General features: G+C 32.2%; 27 protein-coding genes and 2 tRNA genes. 28 read left to right on the top strand and 1 reads right to left on the bottom strand.

The window, feature by feature from the left end:
• Nucleotides 1–3,023 precede the first annotated feature (3,023 nt).
• The 4 genes from GOY13_RS01265 to fmt all read left to right on the top strand — a co-directional run bounded on the left by GOY13_RS01265 (nt 3,024) and on the right by fmt (nt 5,657).
• Nucleotides 3,024–3,239 carry an HU family DNA-binding protein gene (locus tag GOY13_RS01265; RefSeq protein ID WP_246214314.1) on the top strand — a complete coding sequence of 72 codons (216 nt, stop codon included), beginning with the start codon at nt 3,024–3,026 and terminating at the stop codon, nt 3,237–3,239.
• Between the two features lie 896 nt (nt 3,240–4,135).
• Nucleotides 4,136–4,345, top strand: a complete 210-nt coding sequence (rpmI, locus tag GOY13_RS01270) for a 50S ribosomal protein L35 (protein ID WP_175814036.1) — start codon at nt 4,136–4,138, stop codon at nt 4,343–4,345.
• An 18-nt stretch (nt 4,346–4,363) separates the two neighbouring features.
• Nucleotides 4,364–4,729 (top strand): 50S ribosomal protein L20, encoded by a 366-nt coding sequence (rplT, locus tag GOY13_RS01275; protein WP_175814037.1) that lies wholly within the window; start codon nt 4,364–4,366, stop codon nt 4,727–4,729.
• Between the two features lie 19 nt (nt 4,730–4,748).
• Nucleotides 4,749–5,657 carry a methionyl-tRNA formyltransferase gene (gene fmt / locus GOY13_RS01280; RefSeq protein WP_175814038.1) on the top strand — a complete coding sequence of 303 codons (909 nt, stop codon included), beginning with the start codon at nt 4,749–4,751 and terminating at the stop codon, nt 5,655–5,657.
• A 94-nt stretch (nt 5,658–5,751) separates the two neighbouring features.
• Here the strand turns inward: fmt and GOY13_RS01285 are convergent, their stop codons facing one another.
• Nucleotides 5,752–6,228, bottom strand: a complete 477-nt coding sequence (locus tag GOY13_RS01285) for a hypothetical protein (RefSeq protein ID WP_175814039.1) — start codon at nt 6,226–6,228, stop codon at nt 5,752–5,754.
• Nucleotides 6,229–6,443: 215 nt separating this feature from the next.
• Between GOY13_RS01285 and carA the strand changes: the two genes are divergently transcribed.
• The 24 genes from carA to rplO all read left to right on the top strand — a co-directional run bounded on the left by carA (nt 6,444) and on the right by rplO (nt 18,059).
• Nucleotides 6,444–7,619, top strand: coding sequence for a glutamine-hydrolyzing carbamoyl-phosphate synthase small subunit (gene carA / locus GOY13_RS01290; protein ID WP_175814418.1), 1,176 nt, complete (start codon nt 6,444–6,446; stop codon nt 7,617–7,619).
• Between the two features lie 116 nt (nt 7,620–7,735).
• Nucleotides 7,736–7,818: transfer RNA gene (locus tag GOY13_RS01295), tRNA-Tyr, on the top strand.
• 4 nt (nt 7,819–7,822) lie between these two features.
• Nucleotides 7,823–7,894, top strand: a tRNA-Gly gene (locus tag GOY13_RS01300).
• Nucleotides 7,895–7,969: 75 nt separating this feature from the next.
• Nucleotides 7,970–9,142 carry an elongation factor Tu gene (gene tuf / locus GOY13_RS01305; RefSeq protein ID WP_175814040.1) on the top strand — a complete coding sequence of 391 codons (1,173 nt, stop codon included), beginning with the start codon at nt 7,970–7,972 and terminating at the stop codon, nt 9,140–9,142.
• Nucleotides 9,143–9,155: 13 nt separating this feature from the next.
• Nucleotides 9,156–9,515: a 30S ribosomal protein S10 gene (rpsJ, locus tag GOY13_RS01310; protein ID WP_175814041.1), complete on the top strand. Its 360-nt coding sequence runs from the start codon at nt 9,156–9,158 to the stop codon at nt 9,513–9,515.
• A gap of 3 nt (nt 9,516–9,518) precedes the next feature.
• Nucleotides 9,519–10,202, top strand: a complete 684-nt coding sequence (gene rplC, locus GOY13_RS01315) for a 50S ribosomal protein L3 (protein ID WP_175814042.1) — start codon at nt 9,519–9,521, stop codon at nt 10,200–10,202.
• Nucleotides 10,203–10,252: 50 nt separating this feature from the next.
• Complete coding sequence (gene rplD, locus GOY13_RS01320; RefSeq protein WP_175814043.1) at nt 10,253–10,867, top strand: 50S ribosomal protein L4; 615 nt, start codon at nt 10,253–10,255, stop codon at nt 10,865–10,867.
• The gene (locus GOY13_RS01325) at nt 10,864–11,151 is read left to right on the top strand and encodes a 50S ribosomal protein L23 (RefSeq protein ID WP_175814044.1); all 288 of its coding nucleotides are present in this window, start codon (nt 10,864–10,866) and stop codon (nt 11,149–11,151) included. The genes rplD and GOY13_RS01325 overlap by 4 nt, the downstream gene beginning before the upstream one ends.
• 1 nt (nt 11,152) lies before the next feature.
• Entirely contained in the window at nt 11,153–11,977 is an 825-nt protein-coding gene (rplB, locus tag GOY13_RS01330) for a 50S ribosomal protein L2 (protein ID WP_175814045.1), read from the top strand.
• A 3-nt stretch (nt 11,978–11,980) separates the two neighbouring features.
• Nucleotides 11,981–12,265, top strand: a complete 285-nt coding sequence (rpsS, locus tag GOY13_RS01335) for a 30S ribosomal protein S19 (RefSeq protein WP_175814046.1) — start codon at nt 11,981–11,983, stop codon at nt 12,263–12,265.
• A gap of 5 nt (nt 12,266–12,270) precedes the next feature.
• Nucleotides 12,271–12,621 carry a 50S ribosomal protein L22 gene (gene rplV / locus GOY13_RS01340; RefSeq protein ID WP_175814047.1) on the top strand — a complete coding sequence of 117 codons (351 nt, stop codon included), beginning with the start codon at nt 12,271–12,273 and terminating at the stop codon, nt 12,619–12,621.
• A gap of 36 nt (nt 12,622–12,657) precedes the next feature.
• Complete coding sequence (gene rpsC / locus GOY13_RS01345) at nt 12,658–13,275, top strand: 30S ribosomal protein S3 (RefSeq protein WP_175814048.1); 618 nt, start codon at nt 12,658–12,660, stop codon at nt 13,273–13,275.
• Between the two features lie 15 nt (nt 13,276–13,290).
• Entirely contained in the window at nt 13,291–13,704 is a 414-nt protein-coding gene (rplP, locus tag GOY13_RS01350) for a 50S ribosomal protein L16 (protein ID WP_175814049.1), read from the top strand.
• A 12-nt stretch (nt 13,705–13,716) separates the two neighbouring features.
• Nucleotides 13,717–13,920 (top strand): 50S ribosomal protein L29, encoded by a 204-nt coding sequence (gene rpmC / locus GOY13_RS01355; protein ID WP_175814050.1) that lies wholly within the window; start codon nt 13,717–13,719, stop codon nt 13,918–13,920.
• Entirely contained in the window at nt 13,913–14,146 is a 234-nt protein-coding gene (gene rpsQ, locus GOY13_RS01360) for a 30S ribosomal protein S17 (RefSeq protein WP_175814051.1), read from the top strand. Before rpmC ends, rpsQ begins: the two co-directional genes overlap by 8 nt.
• A gap of 10 nt (nt 14,147–14,156) precedes the next feature.
• Nucleotides 14,157–14,516, top strand: coding sequence for a 50S ribosomal protein L14 (gene rplN, locus GOY13_RS01365; protein WP_175814052.1), 360 nt, complete (start codon nt 14,157–14,159; stop codon nt 14,514–14,516).
• Nucleotides 14,516–14,833, top strand: coding sequence for a 50S ribosomal protein L24 (rplX, locus tag GOY13_RS01370; protein WP_175814053.1), 318 nt, complete (start codon nt 14,516–14,518; stop codon nt 14,831–14,833). Before rplN ends, rplX begins: the two co-directional genes overlap by 1 nt.
• 6 nt (nt 14,834–14,839) lie before the next feature.
• Nucleotides 14,840–15,373, top strand: a complete 534-nt coding sequence (gene rplE / locus GOY13_RS01375; protein ID WP_175814054.1) for a 50S ribosomal protein L5 — start codon at nt 14,840–14,842, stop codon at nt 15,371–15,373.
• Nucleotides 15,374–15,387: 14 nt separating this feature from the next.
• Nucleotides 15,388–15,696 carry a 30S ribosomal protein S14 gene (gene rpsN, locus GOY13_RS01380; RefSeq protein WP_175814055.1) on the top strand — a complete coding sequence of 103 codons (309 nt, stop codon included), beginning with the start codon at nt 15,388–15,390 and terminating at the stop codon, nt 15,694–15,696.
• Between the two features lie 27 nt (nt 15,697–15,723).
• On the top strand, nt 15,724–16,116 hold the full coding sequence (gene rpsH / locus GOY13_RS01385; protein WP_175814056.1) for a 30S ribosomal protein S8: 393 nt from the start codon (nt 15,724–15,726) through the stop codon (nt 16,114–16,116).
• 17 nt (nt 16,117–16,133) lie between these two features.
• Complete coding sequence (gene rplF / locus GOY13_RS01390; protein ID WP_175814057.1) at nt 16,134–16,679, top strand: 50S ribosomal protein L6; 546 nt, start codon at nt 16,134–16,136, stop codon at nt 16,677–16,679.
• Between the two features lie 5 nt (nt 16,680–16,684).
• Complete coding sequence (gene rplR, locus GOY13_RS01395; protein ID WP_175814058.1) at nt 16,685–17,059, top strand: 50S ribosomal protein L18; 375 nt, start codon at nt 16,685–16,687, stop codon at nt 17,057–17,059.
• A 19-nt stretch (nt 17,060–17,078) separates the two neighbouring features.
• Nucleotides 17,079–17,585, top strand: coding sequence for a 30S ribosomal protein S5 (rpsE, locus tag GOY13_RS01400; RefSeq protein WP_175814059.1), 507 nt, complete (start codon nt 17,079–17,081; stop codon nt 17,583–17,585).
• Nucleotides 17,586–17,588: 3 nt separating this feature from the next.
• Nucleotides 17,589–18,059, top strand: a complete 471-nt coding sequence (rplO, locus tag GOY13_RS01405) for a 50S ribosomal protein L15 (RefSeq protein WP_175814060.1) — start codon at nt 17,589–17,591, stop codon at nt 18,057–18,059.
• Nucleotide 18,060: the final 1 nt, after the last annotated feature.

Genomic DNA, 18,060 nt, shown 5'->3' on the forward strand with positions numbered 1-18,060 from the left:
ATTTAACTAGCCAGTGAAATTAAACATGCTTAAATTCATTTAGTGCTGGATCAGCATGAATGAATTGATATTTCAGAAAAAAGAAAAGGATTTCTCCTATTAAATGGATAGAAGATGAATAAGAAATATTAATTATGCCTTATACATTGAATTGTACTTCATAAGTAGTTTTATCCTCTATTGAATACTAAAATGGATCATGGATATTCATCTAATAATCTGCAAGCCTAAAATGCTCTTATAAAGCAAGTACCTAAGTCAGTATAAGTAGATCTGTAAAATTAGATTAAATACAGTAAGCCAACATAAGGAGTTACTTTTACTCCTTTCTTCCTAGTAAGCCTTCACAAATAAGTAATTTATGAACGAATATTTGTTTTAAATACACACAGATGAATATCATTTCAGCATTACATGTCAGAATCTATATCCTAATTTTAGTTTAGGATCAGATAGTATATCACTTGCTACAAGAGCAAATTCTAAAATTTAGGTTTGCCCTATTAGCTTTTGCAGATAACAACTTAGCAGAGCTTTTCTGACCATATATGCATTTAATCTGTCCAAAGAACAGTCATAACTATATCAGCACAAATAGTTGAAGAAATAATGGATTAAAACTAGCTGCTAGTTATCAACAACATAGCAACTTTAATTTTTTATTTTCTAGAGATGCAGATATTTCTCCCTTTTTTGCGAACAAATATTAGGTTGAATAGAAGGACATTTTATTGTCAATTTCTTGCTAGTATCGTTACTGCCTTTTTTTGCTTCATGTATCATTTTAACTATCCTAATTTTCTTTATCAGGCCAAGTAATGCTTCTACTAATTATGCTACTATGATTTACTGTATTATCATGACATGGTAAGCATTTTTATATAGTAGGGTCTAAGTCTGGAAGTAACTAGATCTTTCCTTTAGAAGTAGTTCTGAAATAAGAAATAATCCTAAATATTAAAGCAATCATCAAAAAATCAATTTTGCGCATCCCACATATAAGAGACCATAAATACTATTTATCTACAACATTACTGAAAATCTTGCACATCTCCTTATAACTATGTTGTAATGAAAAGAAATTTCCTTAGCCTTACTGCTTCGTGAATAACATATTATATTAGTTTAGTTAGAACAATATAAATAAAAATTAGAAAACTTAGATATCATAAAATCAAATACATAGCATCAAAAGCTTTAACAAAAATCAGATTTAATTAAGTTCTAAAGCTTTATGAAAATTGTTGCTCTTACATATATCATATGCAAGTACCTAAAAATGCTACCAGTAAAGTTAGTGATTAGAGCACCATTAAGTAAATTACAATTATCAAATTCTGACTATTTTTAATCCTATTAATAATATATTAATTCTAACACTAAAGTATTAGCTAACACAAGCAGTTTTTTGTGACATATAATATTAAGCTTTGCTTCAGGTACCTCCCATACTAGAGCTAGCTTTATTTTCTAATAAAAGTTTAGTTAGTAGTACACATGCAGATTTTTCTCTGCAATCAATTGTGCTATGCAACTACATAATTGCAATAATGTTATTGCAATTAAATTGTAATTTGAACTTAGGCTAAATTAGCTATTCTATATAGTGCTTTTCTTAACTGGTTTTTGTTTTCTCATAACTCAAGCAAGTTAATCTTGCTAAGACAGTTATTGCTCATTCTTACAAAAGCACTCAACTTTTTGAGTCTAGACTATTTTGTTGTATTGCAAGTAGCAAATTGATAGAAATTATTGATTTTCGCTGCAATATTTGTATCTATTACAGGAAATGTACTATATCTGTACTTTCGATAAAGTGCTAGTGTCAAGTTATCGATAGGTTATTTTTAAAACAGGTTTTACGGAGGAGGGCAAACTAAAGCTTGTTTGTTCAGCCTTTCAAATGACTTAATTCCCATGTCTAGAAATATCCAGTAGTCTGTGGTTTTTATAAGCATGAATTCTAAAAAGTACTGAGTCAAACTTGTGCGGGTTGTGTTGGATAATTCAGAATATGTTTTAACTTTGACATCCTAAAATCTTTCAGTGAAGCTGTATCCTTTTTAAATTTTATCTCAAGTATTAATTATGATTAAAGTACTATTCAGTTTTGCTTGAGCCACTCATGTAAGTGGTATTTGTCTCCCAGTTGAATAATTTTGAATAACGTTTTTATTAATCATGCAATTTTATTTTTTATACTACAATCTACTCTAGCTTTCTTATTAATGAATGTGTCATGTAAAAAGACATAGTTCATGGTTATAAAGATAATAATATTGTTATGCTGATTTTGTATCTATGTTTTTATCTAAATATGCTTTTGGAAAGCTATTTTAGAAACACACATAAAAACTATATAAGAACAGTGTATTTATACTTGAGTAATTGAATAACAGTAAGTTAATGCTAATGCTATTGATTTTATAACTCTTCTAGTGCTTAGTTCTGTAATTTTAAAGTTAATGGTCAGCTCAAAATTTGGTGCAATAGAATCAGATGTAGTAACTGTAATTATTATTTAGTTTGTAAATTATAGTCTAGTTCTTCAATTGCAAATTAAGTTCCGGATCTAGTAAAAAGTAGGGATATGTAGCTTCTATTTTGCTTTGTTGCAAAGTGTCTCAATTATTATGTTGCTATGCAGATATTCCAAAGCTTATCCTGTGTACTTTTACATATTAATTTTAAGTTCTTTACAGTAGACGTGTGCTTAGCTTTACTACTGAAAGTAAAATTGCAAAACTAGATACATTTTCGTTGTTATAAAATGGTTTATGTATGCTATTAAAGTATTTTCAAAATGAATTGTTGCATTTCTTACAGATTATCGAATGGCATTTTTGTAACATTTCAATATTGGCAGCATAAGTGTTTTAAATAATGTTTTAAAAAATAAAGTAACTGGATTTTTAGTTGATTGTTTTATTATATTCACATGTTAAAGTGAATTATAAATTTTGTTATGAGAAAAGACATAACAGTAACTAAAGCAACAATAATTGAAAGCATAAATCAAAAAATTGTCAAAAGAAGATTCTGCTTCAGAAATAGACGATATACTGGATGAAATAAAGATAAGCTTAATAAAGGGAGTAGCAGTCAAAATATCTACATTTGGAACTTTTTTAGTCAAAAAAATGGAAAAGAGTAGGAAAGGTGCCGAGTATGTCAAAAAAGGTAGTGATTCAAGCAAGAAATTCGGGGTTTTTATGTCTTCAAAAGTAATAAAAAATTGATTAATAAGCAAAGTGAAATCACTTTATGTGACTAAAGAAGTTGCTGAGGAGCTATACTTAGTTGTCAGACAAAGACTGTAAAATGTGAGGAAAAAGCTATATGACTTAGACATAGAGATAAAGCATATGTTATATAAGTGGCATTCAATGTAGTTGAATTAAAGAGTTGATAATGAAAAAATTGATCAAGTTTGAAAGATTCATTAAAAAGCTTACTCCTTTTAAGATCATTTTCAGCAGAGTAAATGAAGAAAGTGGGCTTTCAGGTAGTGTGTATGTATATATTATATGCACTTGAAGATGGTCAAAAAAGTACAGGATTATGTTAGGGATGCTATAAATTAAGTGATGATATAAGAATTCACGTATCCTTGCTGTAAAGAGAATCTGTGTATTTACAATAGATTTATCTTATACCTATATTTTTACGTGTATTGGAATTTTGGATGGGTATTTAAGAAAGAAGTGCAGCAAATGTAATTACTTGCACTGTGCAAGATAGAAGAACTAGGTAAAAACTGGTCAAGAAAGTGTTGCGGTAAACACTACCAAAAAAGGTGTGGATATCTTGGAACAGCATTATTTACTATAAAAGTTAATGATCTGGTAGTTATATCTATGAAAGTGTGTATTAATAGTGAATATATAATTGATGCATTATCTTGCAACTATTTAGAGAGTTAGTGCATTTTAGAAATAAGAAATAACACACATACTCAATTTAATTATATTTAAGCTTATTCAGTATAAAATTTTATCTTGCACTATAGCCTAGGTTACATACTATAATAATATGGCTTATAAGTTACAATGTTGTTTATTCTTTAGCGAGATTATTTGTATATGCTAGCTATTTACTGCTAAAAAAGTCGGTAATTGTATATTTTTAAATTCATATGAAGAGAATAAAATTAAAGACTAAATCTTCTGTTAAAAAACGTTTTAGTCTTACAGCTAATGGGAAAGTTATTTCTACCCAATCAGGCAAAAGGCATGGTATGGTAAAGAGGAGTAAGTCTAATATTCGTAATCAGCGTGGTACGATAATTCTTGGTAGGTCTGGTTCTCGTATAGTTAAGCTTTATATGCCTTATGGTTTTCAATAGAAATGGAGGTAAAACAGAATGGCTAGAGTAAAACGTGGGGTTACTACTCACGCTCGCCATAAAAAAGTATTAAAGTTAGCAAAGGGTTATAGAGGACGTGCAAAGAATTGTTACAGAATTGCATTACAAAAGGTTGAAAAGGCACTACTATATTCCTATAGGGATAGAAAAACCCGCAAGCGTGATTTCCGCAGTCTTTGGATAATACGCATTAATGCGGCGGTAAGAAAACATGGGATTACTTATGGTAGGTTTATGCATGGGCTCATGCTTGCTCGAATTGAGCTAAATAGAAAAATTCTTGCTGAAATGGCTGTTAGTTATAAAGATGATTTCAAAAAATTAGTAGAGATCGTTAGAACCAAATTAGTAGAAAGCCTTTAATCTTATTAAGTGAAATAGTATGAGAGTTGTTTTCATGGGTTCACCTAAGTTTGCTGTTAATACTTTAAGTTTGTTATTGAAGTCAAGAAATGAGATAATAGCAGTATATACCAAGTCTCCCAAGCCATCAGGACGAGGACAAAGGTTAACAAAGTCTCCTATACATACTATTGCTGAAGAAAATGGCATAGAGGTATGTACTCCTGCCTCTCTGAGCTTTTCAGTAGAGCAAGAAAAATTGAGGAATTTTCAACCAGATGTTGTAGTTGTTGTTTCATATGGATTGATTCTTCCAAAAGAAGCTTTGAATATTCCAAAATACGGTTGTATTAATGTTCATCCTTCATTGCTACCTAGATGGCGAGGCGCGGCTCCTATACAACATACAATTTTAGCTGGAGATAGAGAAACTGGAGTTAGTGTTATTCAATTGAATGAAAAATTAGATTCTGGTCCTATTTTGAAGCAAAAAAAACTTTTAATTGGGAAAAATGATAATTATAAGACATTACATGATAGGTTATCTGTGTTAGGCAGTAACTTGCTAGTAGAGGTATTGAGTAAAATTGAAAAACAAGTCCCTTTAGAGCAGGGGAGCGATAGTGTATGCTATGCTAGTAAAGTAAAAGATCATAAAATATATGCAGGTGATACTTGTGAAGTTGCTTATAGAAAAGTCAAAGCCTTTTACCCAAAGGCATTTGTCATGGTAGAGAACAAACGTCTTAGGATACTCGACGCTGATTTTAAAATAGGTCAGTATTTAACTTCAACACAAGGAGAAATTGTTAATGACAATGTGTACATAAGTTTAAAAGGTGGCGTTTTAATTCCTAAAGTAGTTCAGGTAGAAGGAAGAAACCCTTGCAATGTTCCTGACTTTATACGTGGGTTAAAATCAAGAATAGTAAAAAAGCTGATAGAGTAAGTAAAGTAAATGTGTAATTGATTTACATCATTGGAAAGAATGCAAACGAATATTACATCCTCTTGATTGGTACACTAAGTAATATTAAAATAAGCTAAGTCTTGTGTATTTGTGGTGAAATAAGTTTTTCAGCACTACTAATAATGAAATTAGTAATAATATCAGCTACATCATCTACTTTCTTATCTATTCTTTTGCTTATTTCTTTATCTTTAAGACACTCATGTAGAGCTAAAACAGCTATAACTGCACATGTTGAAGCTAACCCAGTTTGTACGACAGTGAGTAGTGATATTCCACCTGTAAGCATGAACATTAGACCAATAGCTAGATTTGTGATTTTGCTTTGTACAGTTTCTTGTCCTACCTGATTTTGATCTACCTGTTTACCCTTTAAGATATTGGATACTGCTTTAGAGGTAGTTTTTACTGCTATTGCTATAGTTAATCCTATGATTATTTTCACTAAAAGAAAAATCGAAGACAGTGTTAGCAAAAACAGTAATGAGGTAATTATGATATACCACTTTTTATTTATTCTCTTAGGTTGACTTTCATTATTGAATGTCATAAATTCTCTGCTTTATAATGACTTATTTAGTTCACATAAAATATGGTAGTAGTCAAGACTTGTCTTTTGTGTATGTGAGAATTTGTTAAGGAATCCTTGTTCATGTTGCACTTCTCTCATTTGTGATTAAATTAAATCTTAAATTTTGATAGAATTCTTTCTGTTGAATTGTTTAAAACTTTTTATATACTATACATAACATGAGAGAAAATCAAGTGCAGGATGCGATTTTAGTTTTACAAAGTGGTAAATACTTTTTAGGAAAGTCAGTAGGTAAAAAGGGTAAATGTGTAGGTGAGATCTGTTTTACCACTAGTTCCACTGGTTACCAACATACTATAAGTGATCCTTCCTTTGCTGATCAAATTATAATGTTCACTTTTCCTCATATCGGTAACATTGGAATAAATAATAAAGATAATGAAGGAAAGAAAATTTTTGCAACTGGTGTAATTATGCGCGAACTTTCCCCTGCGTCTCATCCTTCTTCATATATTAGCTTAAATGATTGGTTAAAAGAAAATAGTGTAGTTGGGATATCTGGAGTTGACACTAGAGCCTTAACAAGACATTTAAGAAAGCTTGGATATCAGAACGGAATAGTATGTTCATTAACACGCCCATTACCTGGTAATTCTAAAACCTATAGTAATCAGATTATTCAGATAGTAAAAGATCTATCAAATGAGTTAGGTGAATATAAACCTATAAATGGAATGAAGGTAATTGATACAGTTAGCTCAAATAATGGCATTGATTTCCCTTCTACTACACAAGCAGTTGATGTTAAAGTCCAAGGTATTGAAAAGTATAGAGTTATAGTAGTTGATTTTGGTGTAAAGTCTAGTATAGTTTCACGCTTAATAGAACTTGGATGTACAGTTAAGCTAGTTAAGCCTGATAATGGCTTTTCTCAAAAAATATTAAATATGTATCCGGATGGTATAGTACTTTCAAATGGGCCAGGTGATCCGCAAAAAATAGAAAAAAGTGTGATATCGGAAATAAGTGCTATTATAAAGTCCAAAATACCAATTTTTGGAATATGCATGGGACATCAATTACTTGCAATTACATTAGGAGCAAAAACTGCTAAAATGAACGTTGGCCATCGAGGAAGTAATCATCCAGTATACAATATAAATAGCAAGAAAGTTGAAATCACTAGTCAAAATCATGGCTTTGTTGTAGATCCGTTTTCTTTGCCTAAAAACTTAGAGATTACTCATATCTCTCTATTTGATAACAGCATAGAAGGAATAATGATGAAAAATCATCCAGTTTTTTCTGTACAATATCACCCAGAAGAGGCTCCAGGTACGCATGATTCGCATTATTTGTTTAAGTGCTTTATTAATAACATCAAGTTACACAAGGTGAAGTCTGCATAATAAAAATTATCCTAGGTTTTATTGCTTGATCTTTCAGTTTAGCTATTTATTATTAATGGATGTAGCAAAAAACTTAGTTAAGTTACTGGATAATGTTTTCTTAACAAATTTTGTGTGGAGGGGTGACCGAGTGGTTAAAGGTAACAGACTGTAAATCTGTCCGTGAGAACGTACGTAGGTTCGAATCCTACCTCCTCCATTATGCGGGTATAGCTTAATTGGTAGAGTTCTAGCCTTCCAAGCTAGTAGAGTGGGTTCAAATCCCACTATCCGCTCTTTTTTGTTGTATTTTTATGAAATCAATATATTACTATTGATGTATTCGTATTTTAGGTAGAATAATTTAGATTATGACACAGATAGTAGAAGCATTTGGCAAGCCGCATGTAAATGTGGGAACAATAGGGCACGTAGATCACGGGAAAACAACGTTAACGGCAGCGATAACGAAGTATTATGGGCATTTCATAGCGTATGATCAAATAGATAAGGCACCTGAAGAGAGAAAGAGGGGAATAACGATAGCAACAGCACATGTTGAGTATGAGACAGATAAGAGGCACTATGCACATGTTGATTGTCCTGGACACGCTGACTATGTGAAGAATATGATAGTAGGTGCAGCACAGATGGATGCAGCGATATTAGTAGTATCTGGAGTTGACGGGCCAATGCCACAAACAAGAGAACATATATTACTTGCAAAGCAAGTTGGTGTTAAGTATATCGTTGTGTACATAAACAAAGCTGATGTAGCTGATCATGATATGATTGGTTTAGTAGAAATGGAAGTTAGAGAATTGCTGAGTAAGTATGAATTTCCCGGTGATGATGTTCCTGTAGTGATTGGGTCTGCATTAAAAGCATTAGAAGATGAAGGTAATGAGTATGGGAAGAAATCAATAGGAAAGTTGATGGAAAAGTTGGATGAATATGTAGCAGTTCCTCCAAGGCCTGTAGATTTGCCGTTTCTAATGCCAATTGAAGATGTATTTTCAATACCTGGGCGTGGAACGGTAGTGACAGGAAGAATAGAGAAGGGAGAAATAAAGACAGGCGAAGAGATCGAGATAGTAGGGTTGAAAGCAACGCGGAAGACAATATGTACAGGGGTAGAAATGTTCAAGAAGTGCCTAGATAAGGGGTCTGCTGGACTGAATGTTGGGATCCTCTTAAGAGGAATAAAAAGAGAAGAAGTAGAGAGGGGTCAAGTATTATCAAAGCCAAGTACAATAACACCACATCAGAAGTTTAAAGCAGAAGTATATGTATTGAAGAAAGAGGAAGGAGGAAGGCATACTCCATTTTTTGAAAATTACCAACCACAGTTTTATATAAGAACTACAGATGTAACAGGAAGTATAAAATTGTTAGGAGGCAAAGAAATGGTGATGCCAGGTGATAATGTAAGTATAGAGGTAGAATTACAAGCACCAGTAGCGCTGGATAAGGGATTACGTTTTGCAGTAAGAGAAGGCGGTAGAACTGTTGGTTCCGGTGTTGTTTCTGAAATTCTTGAGTAAAAAGTGGGGTGTGATGACTAAGACTGAGCAAGAGATACATATTAAAATAGAAGCTTTTGATTGCTCTAGGTTAGAGGAGTATATTAGGAAGTTTGTACGTGAATTTAAAGATAAGTTAAAACATTCTGGCACAAGACTATCAGGTCCGGTTGCTTTACCTAGGAAGAATCTTAAGTTTAACGTTAATAGATCTCCTCATGTTGATAAAAAATCTCGTGAACAGCTTGAGCAGAGAACTTCTAAGCGTTTAATTGTTTTATATAATCCTACTCCTACTATAGTACAAATGCTTGGAGATTCATCTTTTCCTTCTCCTCTTCCTGGAGTAGAAGTTGATTCAAAAATTAAAAAGGTTGTAAAGTCTAAAAAGTAAAGAATGAAGAGAATAGGTTTGTTAAAAAGAATTGGTTTATTAATGGAAAATGTTGGGCATACTACTATATACTCTAGTAGTAGTTCTGTAGCTGTGACTTTATTATATCTTAGGGAGACTTATATTATTGATATAAAAGAGCAAGATAAGTGTGGATACAATTCAGTTATTTTAGGTGTTGGAGATTTTAAAAATATTTCAAAGCCTCAGCTAGAGTACTTAAAAAAAAAGGGAATAAAAAGTAGATGTAAATTGTATGAAAGCAGATTAAATAACCTCTCAGGAATAGAATGTGGTAAAAGGGTAGGTATTGATCATTTTGTAATTGGTCAATATCTTGATATTACAGGTTACTCAGTAGGTAAGGGATTTTCTGGCGTAATAAAAAGACATAATTTTAGTGGTCTTAGGGCATCCCATGGTGTTTCTATTGCTCACAGGTCACAAGGTTCTACAGGTCAATGTCAGGACCCTGGTAAAGTATTTAAAGGGAAAAAAATGGCTGGTCATTTAGGTAACAGTAGAGTAACTGTACAAAATATGAAGGTATTATTTATTGATCATGAAAATAGTTTAATTGCTATAAAAGGCAATAATGTTCCAGGGTTTAGAAGTTCTTATGTCTTTGTAAGAGATGCAGTAAAAAAGCCTTTACATAAGAATGTACCTTTTCCTGTTTTTTGTTAGTTTGCTGTTGGATGAAAATGATGTTGATATGGTGATTTAAAAAATTAGTTATGGAATGTAAGTTAGTTAATTTATCTAGTGGTGATATAGGTGTTGTCCATCTTAATCCTTCAATATTTTCCGTCAAACAAAAATTAAGTGTTTTGCATGATATAGTTAAGTGGCAATTAGCAAGAAGGAGAGCCGGTACTCACAAAACAAAAGGTATCAGTGATATTTCTGGTACAACAGCTAAGCCTTATAGTCAAAAGCGTACTGGTAGAGCAAGGCAGGGTAGCTTACGATCTCCTCAATTTAGAGGTGGTGAAATCATTTTTGGTCCTGTTGTGAGAAGTCATGCTTATTCTCTTAATAAAAAAGTACGTGAACTTGGGTTAAAAATTGCTTTATCTCTAAAATATTTTAATAATCAGGTGATTATTCTTGATAATTTAGATATTAATGTGAAGAGGACATCTGAGATATGTAAGTATATTAAAAATTTTAAGTTTTCTTCTTTTTTGATAGTTGGTGATTATGGAGACAATTTATTAAGAGCTACTAGGAATTTATACTATATAAATTTAATTAAACCTACCGGATTGAATGTACTCGATATATTAAATCATGAGTGTATAATGCTAACAAATGATGCTTTGAGTAAGCTTGAAGACAGATTATTATGATAAAATATAATAATATAATAAAATGTCCTGTAATTACAGAAAAAGCTTCGCTTCTAAGGGAGAAGTTTAACAAATATTCTTTATATGTTTTTATAAATGTAAATAAGCATAAAGTAAAGTTGGCAATAGAATCGCTATTTAGAGTTAAAGTTTCTTCTATAAATGTTGTTACTGTTAAATCTAAACGTAGGAGCTTTAGAGGTATAGCTGGTTATGAAAAGCAGAGAAAGAAAGTTTATTTTTCTTTAATGCATGATCAAAAATTGGATATAATGAGTGTTTGATATGAGAATGAAGTTTCTTAACCCTGTTACTCCATCTTCCCGTGGGACTGTACTAGTGAGTAAGGTTGGTCTATCAAAAGATAAACCAGAAAAATCTCTCACATTTGGGAAGAAGTCTAGTGGTGGAAGAAATAATTACGGTAGGATCACAGTTCGTCACAAGGGAGGTGGTCACAAAAGAAAGTATAGAGTTGTAGATTTTAAACGTAATAGAGCTGACCAGGGTATAGTTGAAAAAATAGAGTATGACCCGAATAGAAGCGGGTTTTTGGCATTAATATTATATAAAAGTGATAATACTAGATCTTATATATTAGCTCCACAGAATGTGAAGCCTGGTGATCTTGTAATATCGGGTGATACTGCTGATATATTAGCAGGTAATTGTTTGCCATTGAAATATATACCTGTCGGTTCTTTTGTGCATGGTGTTGAGTTGAAGCCAGGTGGTGGTGCCATAATTGCTCGAGCTGCTGGTTGTTATGCACAGATTATCGGTCATGATAATAACTATGTTTTGTTACGGTTAAGGTCTGGTCAAGTTAGGTTGATCTTATCTTCTTGTAGAGCTACTATTGGTGTAGTATCTAACCTTGATCGTAAGAATAGAAAATTGGGCAAAGCAGGAAGAAATAGGTGGCTAGGAGTTAGACCAACTGTTCGTGGGGTTGCTATGAATCCAGTTGATCATCCTCACGGAGGTGGAGAAGGAAAAACTTCTGGTGGACGTCATCCCGTTACCCCTTGGGGCATTGCAACAAAAGGGAAGAAAACTAGAAAAAAAGGTAAGCTTAGTGATAGATATATAGAACATTTGAGAGGTTAGTCTATGAGTAGATCTGTATGGAAACCACCTTTTTGTCATCCTTCTGTATTAAAATTGGTGAATAGGGCTTTAAAGGAAGGGACTATTAATAAAGTAATAAAGATTCATTCTAGAGCTTCTGTAATTCTTCCTAATTGTTTAGGTTTAAAGTTTGCTGTTTATAATGGTAAGGATTATATTCCTGTTAATGTTAATGATCAAAATATGATAGGTCGTAAGTTTGGTGAGTTTTCACCTACACGTAAATTTAATGGGCACAGTGCTGACAAAAAAGCAGTTAGAAGGTAATTGGTATGAAGAGTAGTTTTATGGTAGTTAAAGCTAGTTCTAGGGTTTTGAAATCAACCCCTCGTAAGTTGAGCTTAGTTGCTGATTTAGTACGTAACAAAAAGGTTTCTTTCGCTACTGTACAATTAAAGTTTTGTGAGAAGAAAGCTGCTGGTCTTATAGCAAGAGTATTGAATTCTGCGGTTGCTAATGCCCAACATAATTATGGGTTAGATGTAGATAATCTATATATAAAGGAAATTTTAGTAGGGAAGTCTTTTACTTTGCGTAGGATAAATCCAAAAGCTATGGGTAGAGCAAGCAGAATTGATAGATGTTACAGTAATATAACTATAAGTTTAAGAGAAATTGAATGATTTGTGAGATGCGAAGTTAATGAACAAAGGTGAAATATGGGACAAAAGGTCAACCCTATAGGGTTAAGGTTAAAAATAAATACTAATACCTGGGATTCTGTTTGGTATGCTAATAAAGACTATAAAGAGAAATTACACCATGATTTGTCTATTCGAAGTTATATAAATGAATCTTTTAAACATGCTGGCCTTTCTAAAATAATTATAGAACGTAAAGGTGATTTGATGTCTGTAACAATACATTCTTCTAGGCCTGGGCTGATAATAGGTAAAAAGGGCTTAGATATTGAGAAGATAAAGCAAAAAATAGTTAAAAAGGTAAAAGATAATGTAGAAGTAAATGTAGTAGGAATAAAGAGACCTGAAATAGATGCAACCTTAATATCAAATAGCATAGCACAACAGTTAGAAAAACGAATCTCATTTAGGAGAGCGATGAAAAAGGCTATTCAAAGTTGTTTAAGAATGGGAGGAGGAGGTATTAAGATAAGTTGTTCTGGACGTCTTGGTGGAGCTGAGATAGCTCGCACTGAATGGTATAAGGAAGGTCGGTTACCTTTACATACTTTACGTGCTAATATAGATTATGCTTTGTGTGAAGCAAAGACTATATATGGTATTATAGGAGTTAGAGTTTGGGTATATAATTGTTAATTAAGGTATATTTAAATGTTTATTCCTAAGAAGAGCAAGTACAAAAAGGTATTCAAAGGGAGAATTAAAGGTAATACAAAAGCTGGTGATATGTTAGCTTTTGGAGATTATGGTTTAAAGGCTATAGAGGCTGGTAGAATTCAATCTAAACATATTGAAGCTGTAAGGCGTGTAATATCTAGAACGTTAAGACGTTCTGGTAAAGTGTGGATAAGAATTTTCCCTAATATCCCTGTAAGTAAGAAGCCTGCTGATGTGCGTATGGGTAAGGGAAAAGGCAGTATTGAATTTTGGGTATTTAAAGCTAAGCCTGGCAGGGTATTATTTGAAATTAGCGGTGGTGTTCCTTTACATTTAGCGAAACTAGCCTTTGGGAAAGCGATTGCTAAACTTCCTGTGAGGTGTAAATTTGTATCAAATCATAGTTGAGTTGGAGATAAGGTGGGTATAATTGAGATTAGGTCAAAATCTTCGCAAGAGTTATATGAAATACTTACAAGCTTGAGAAAAGAATTTGTCAATTTAGTTTTTCAAAAAAAAATGGGACAATGTAACAATATTGCACGTTTTAGTTTGATAAGGAAAAGTATAGCTCGTATTTTAACTGTATTAAATGAAAGAGGGATAAACGAAAAAAATGCCTAAAAAGATTTTATCTGGTGTTATAATTAGAGCTAAGTGTAATAAAACTTTAAAGGTATTGGTATTACGAATATGTAAAGATAAATTATATAAAAAAATTGTGAAAAGGTACAAAAAGTATACTGTTCATGATGAAAATAATATCTGCAGACTAGGAGATAGAGTTTTTATACAAGAGCATAGGCCTATTTCTAATACCAAAAAATGGGTTATTGTTCAAGTCAAGTAAGGTTCTAGGTATGATACAAAAAAATACATTATTAGAAGTAGCTGATAATTCTGGTGCGCGTAAAGTACTTTGTATTGGATTATTAGGTGGCAGGAAATTCGCATCCGTAGGTGATATAGTTGTTGTATCTGCTAGATCTATTAACCCGAAAGGGAAAGTTGAAAAGGGGAAAGTATATAGGGCTGTTGTTGTTAGAATAAAGAATCCTATTAGGAAATCTGATGGTTCTATAATTCGTTTTTCTAGCAATGCTGTAGTTTTAATTAATAATCAAGGTGAACCACTTGGTACTCGAGTATTTGGTCCAGTAAAGAAGTTGCTATCTGGTTCTTTTATGAAGATAATGTCATTAGCTTTTGAGGTTTTATAATGAGTGTAAAAATAAAAAGTGGAGATGATATTATAGTTTTATCTGGTAGAGACAGGGGAAAAACTGGTAAAATAATTAAGGTTGTGATGCATAATGCTAAAAAAAAGGCAATAGTTTCTGGGATAAATGTATATAAGAAACATGTCAAACCTAAAGCTGGTGATAGCGGTGGCATATTAGATAAAGAATTAGCTATTGATATATCTAACATTGCAATCTTAGATCCTAAATATAAAGCTCCAACTAGAGTGGGATTTAGGATCATAGATGGTAGGAAAGTACGTTTTGCAAAAATTTCTGGAGAAGTGATAGATTAGGTGAACATGTTCGAAGAATTATATAAAGATAGCATAATAAAGTCCTTGAGAGATAAATTCAATTACAGTAATATAATGTTAGTGCCTAAACTTGTTAAGGTATGTGTTAATATGGGTATTGGAAGTGCTTCTGCAGATAGTAAAATAATAAGTGAGCCATTTAATTGTTTGTATTTAATTACAGGGCAAAAGCCTGTTTTAACTTATGCAAAAAAATCTATTTCTGGATTCAAGATAAGAAAAGGTACTACAGTAGGTTGTAAAGTAACTTTACGTAGGAATAAAATGTATGAATTCTTGGAAAGAATAATATATGTTACTTTGCCACGTGAAAAAGATTTCAGGGGATTTAGCATAAAACAATTTGATGGTCATGGTAATTTTTCTTTTGGTATTAAGGAACATATCTCATTTTTAGAAATAGATTATGATAAAGTAAGTAAAATTAGGGGTATGGATATAAATATTATAACAACTGCAACTAGTGATGAGGAGGCAAAACAGTTATTACTAGCTTTCAGATTCCCTTTTTTTGATTAGTTGAAAGGATATATATGGCGAAAAAATCTATAATACAGAGAAACCTTCGTAGGATAAAATTATATAATCAGTATAGTGAAAAAAGAAATAAGCTAAAATCTATAATAAATAATAAGAATATACCTATTAGTGAGAGGTTTGCTGCTCAAAATAAGCTGATTAAGGAGTTGCCTAGAGATTCTTCTAAGGTCAGGATTAGAAATAGGTGCGTTTTAACTGGTAGGCCAAGGGGAGTGTACAGGAAATTTGGTTTGTGTAGGATTGTTTTGCGTAATTTATGTGCTTTTGGGAAAATTCCTGGGGTTACAAAGTCTAGTTGGTGAGTATAATAAAGTAGGAGGTGTCTTCAGATGTTATCTGACAGTATTGGCGATTTTTTAACAAGAATACGTAATGCTCAATTAGCAATGCATAGGGTAACAAGAGTTTTGTTCTCTAAAGTCAATTCTTCTATGCTAAAGATCTTGAAAGACGAAGGATATATTTTTGATTACCAGAAAGAAGTAATGGGTAATGTGCCGTTTTTCGTTATAAGGTTAAAATATCATGAAAAGTTGCCTGTAATTAATGATATAGTTAGAGTATCAAAGCCTGGTTGTCGTCGTTATCTTAAGTGCAAGGATATTACTAAAGCTTATAATGGGCTTGGTATTTTTATTGTATCTACGTCTAAAGGGATAATGACAGACTACAATGCACGTAAATTAAAGGTTGGCGGAGAAATTTTGTGCTGTGTATTTTAAAATAATGGGAAAAGGTTATGTCTCGTATAGGTGCTGCACCTATCGATATTCCTGCTGGTATCTCAGTTGAGTGTAGTAATGGCAAGATATTGATAAAAAGTGCTAAAGCAGAAAAAGAACTTATGTTAGATAGAAATATTATATGTTGTGTTGTTGATAATCGGTTGCTGCTTTCTATTGATAAGTGTAAAAGCAATTTGAGCAAAATGAAGCCTTTGTGGGGCACTTACAGAAGCAATATTAGCAATATTATCAGTGGTATGATTAACGATTTTTCTGTTGATCTTGAGGTTAATGGTGTAGGATATAAAGCAGAGTGTGATGGTGAATATTTGACTTTATATCTTGGTTATAGCCATAATATTAAATATAAGGTGCCTAAGGGCGTTAAAATTAAGTGTATCAAACCAATTCACTTAATAGTTAGTGGTATGGATAAGCAGAAAGTTTATATGACAGCATCTGATATATGCAAAATTAGAAAGTATGACCCTTATAAAGGTAAGGGTATCATGATAAGAGGAAGATTTGTGTTACGTAAAGTTATAAGTAAAAAGAATTAATTAAAATGAGGAGATTGTATAATTTTTTGAATAATCTTGAAAAGAGGAAGTTGCGTAATAGAAAGAAACTCAGTAATGGTGATAGGAAATATTTACGTATATCTGTATTTAAGTCTAATAAACATTTTTATGCTCAACTAATCAATGATGAAAAAGGAATAACTCTTATTTCTGCTTCTACTTTAGATGCTAAAATTAGGGATTCATGTAAGTGTAGGGTCAACGCTGAGGCTATAAAAAAAGTTTCTTCTTTAATGATTGAGCGTCTATCTAATATGAAGTTAGAACAAAAATTAGTATTTGACCGGGGAGCATATAAGTATACAGGATTAATTTCTCAATTTGCTGAAGCTTTGAGAAGTTCTGGGTTTAAGTTTTGAAAATTTTGGGGCGCCTGTTATGAAGAATTCACAAGATAGTAGTGATTTATCAGAACTTTTAGTTTCAGTGCGAAGGGTATCTACAGTCACAAAAGGTGGTAGGAGGTTTTCATTTTCAATTCTTGTTGTTGTTGGAGATGAGAAGGGTAGAGTAGGATGTGGCATGGGCAAACATGCAGAAGTTGCTGAAGCAAGAGTAAAAGCTGTAAATGCTGCTAAAAAATCAATGACTAGAGTATACTTACGTGAAGGTAGAACTTTACATCATGATATTAAAGCTAAGTTTTGCTCTGGTGAGATAGTTTTAAGAGCTGCTAGAGCTGGCACTGGCATTATTGCTGGTGGAGCAATTAGATCAGTTTTTGAAGTACTAGGCATAAAAGACGTAGTAGCTAAGTCTACGAGATCAAACAATCCTCATAATGTTATATGCGCAGTATTTGAGGCTTTTGATAATATGTTATCTCCTCGTCAAGTTGCTAATAAAAGAGGTAAAAAGATTAGCGAGATAATTGGAAATAGGTAAAATATGAATAGTACTATAAAGTTAAACTCTGTATTTGATAAGTTATCAAAAAAGAAAAAATCTAAGTTGCTAGGTAGAGGTATTGGTTGTGGCAAAGGGAAAACATCTGGTAGGGGACATAAAGGCCAGAAGGCTAGAAGCGGTGTTTCTATAAATGGGTTTGAAGGAGGGCAACAATCTATATATACTCGTTTACCTAAAAGAGGTTTTAATCCTATATATAAGAACATATGTTCAGTAATTAATGTTGGAGATGTGCAACGTCTAATAGAAGCTAAAAAAATAGTAAAAGGGTCCATTATAGATAAAAAAATGCTATGTAAATTAGGTTTTATAAAGTCTGTTAATGGCAAAATCAAGCTTCTTAATAAAGGTGAATTGAGTGAGAAATGTATATTTTATGTTGATTTTGTATCAAAAGCTGCAAAAAAATCTGTAGTCTTAGTTGGTGGTAGTGTAGAAGTACTATCATAAA

This window comes from Wolbachia endosymbiont of Cruorifilaria tuberocauda, assembly GCF_013365475.1.
Classification (GTDB): Bacteria; Pseudomonadota; Alphaproteobacteria; order Rickettsiales; family Anaplasmataceae; genus Wolbachia.

What these genes read in the sequence shown, in the direction of transcription:
- rpmI (WP_175814036.1), top strand. Translation starts at nt 4,136, where the DNA reads ATGAAGAGAATAAAATTAAAGACTAAATCTTCTGTTAAAAAACGTTTT.
- rplT (WP_175814037.1), top strand. Translation starts at nt 4,364, where the DNA reads ATGGCTAGAGTAAAACGTGGGGTTACTACTCACGCTCGCCATAAAAAA.
- fmt (WP_175814038.1), top strand. Translation starts at nt 4,749, where the DNA reads ATGAGAGTTGTTTTCATGGGTTCACCTAAGTTTGCTGTTAATACTTTA.
- GOY13_RS01285 (WP_175814039.1), bottom strand. Translation starts at nt 6,228, where the DNA reads ATGACATTCAATAATGAAAGTCAACCTAAGAGAATAAATAAAAAGTGG.
- tuf (WP_175814040.1), top strand. Translation starts at nt 7,970, where the DNA reads ATGACACAGATAGTAGAAGCATTTGGCAAGCCGCATGTAAATGTGGGA.
- rpsJ (WP_175814041.1), top strand. Translation starts at nt 9,156, where the DNA reads ATGACTAAGACTGAGCAAGAGATACATATTAAAATAGAAGCTTTTGAT.
- rplC (WP_175814042.1), top strand. Translation starts at nt 9,519, where the DNA reads ATGAAGAGAATAGGTTTGTTAAAAAGAATTGGTTTATTAATGGAAAAT.
- rplD (WP_175814043.1), top strand. Translation starts at nt 10,253, where the DNA reads ATGGAATGTAAGTTAGTTAATTTATCTAGTGGTGATATAGGTGTTGTC.
- GOY13_RS01325 (WP_175814044.1), top strand. Translation starts at nt 10,864, where the DNA reads ATGATAAAATATAATAATATAATAAAATGTCCTGTAATTACAGAAAAA.
- rplB (WP_175814045.1), top strand. Translation starts at nt 11,153, where the DNA reads ATGAGAATGAAGTTTCTTAACCCTGTTACTCCATCTTCCCGTGGGACT.
- rpsS (WP_175814046.1), top strand. Translation starts at nt 11,981, where the DNA reads ATGAGTAGATCTGTATGGAAACCACCTTTTTGTCATCCTTCTGTATTA.
- rplV (WP_175814047.1), top strand. Translation starts at nt 12,271, where the DNA reads ATGAAGAGTAGTTTTATGGTAGTTAAAGCTAGTTCTAGGGTTTTGAAA.
- rpsC (WP_175814048.1), top strand. Translation starts at nt 12,658, where the DNA reads ATGGGACAAAAGGTCAACCCTATAGGGTTAAGGTTAAAAATAAATACT.
- rplP (WP_175814049.1), top strand. Translation starts at nt 13,291, where the DNA reads ATGTTTATTCCTAAGAAGAGCAAGTACAAAAAGGTATTCAAAGGGAGA.
- rpsQ (WP_175814051.1), top strand. Translation starts at nt 13,913, where the DNA reads ATGCCTAAAAAGATTTTATCTGGTGTTATAATTAGAGCTAAGTGTAAT.
- rplN (WP_175814052.1), top strand. Translation starts at nt 14,157, where the DNA reads ATGATACAAAAAAATACATTATTAGAAGTAGCTGATAATTCTGGTGCG.
- rplX (WP_175814053.1), top strand. Translation starts at nt 14,516, where the DNA reads ATGAGTGTAAAAATAAAAAGTGGAGATGATATTATAGTTTTATCTGGT.
- rplE (WP_175814054.1), top strand. Translation starts at nt 14,840, where the DNA reads ATGTTCGAAGAATTATATAAAGATAGCATAATAAAGTCCTTGAGAGAT.
- rpsN (WP_175814055.1), top strand. Translation starts at nt 15,388, where the DNA reads ATGGCGAAAAAATCTATAATACAGAGAAACCTTCGTAGGATAAAATTA.
- rpsH (WP_175814056.1), top strand. Translation starts at nt 15,724, where the DNA reads ATGTTATCTGACAGTATTGGCGATTTTTTAACAAGAATACGTAATGCT.
- rplF (WP_175814057.1), top strand. Translation starts at nt 16,134, where the DNA reads ATGTCTCGTATAGGTGCTGCACCTATCGATATTCCTGCTGGTATCTCA.
- rplR (WP_175814058.1), top strand. Translation starts at nt 16,685, where the DNA reads ATGAGGAGATTGTATAATTTTTTGAATAATCTTGAAAAGAGGAAGTTG.
- rpsE (WP_175814059.1), top strand. Translation starts at nt 17,079, where the DNA reads ATGAAGAATTCACAAGATAGTAGTGATTTATCAGAACTTTTAGTTTCA.
- rplO (WP_175814060.1), top strand. Translation starts at nt 17,589, where the DNA reads ATGAATAGTACTATAAAGTTAAACTCTGTATTTGATAAGTTATCAAAA.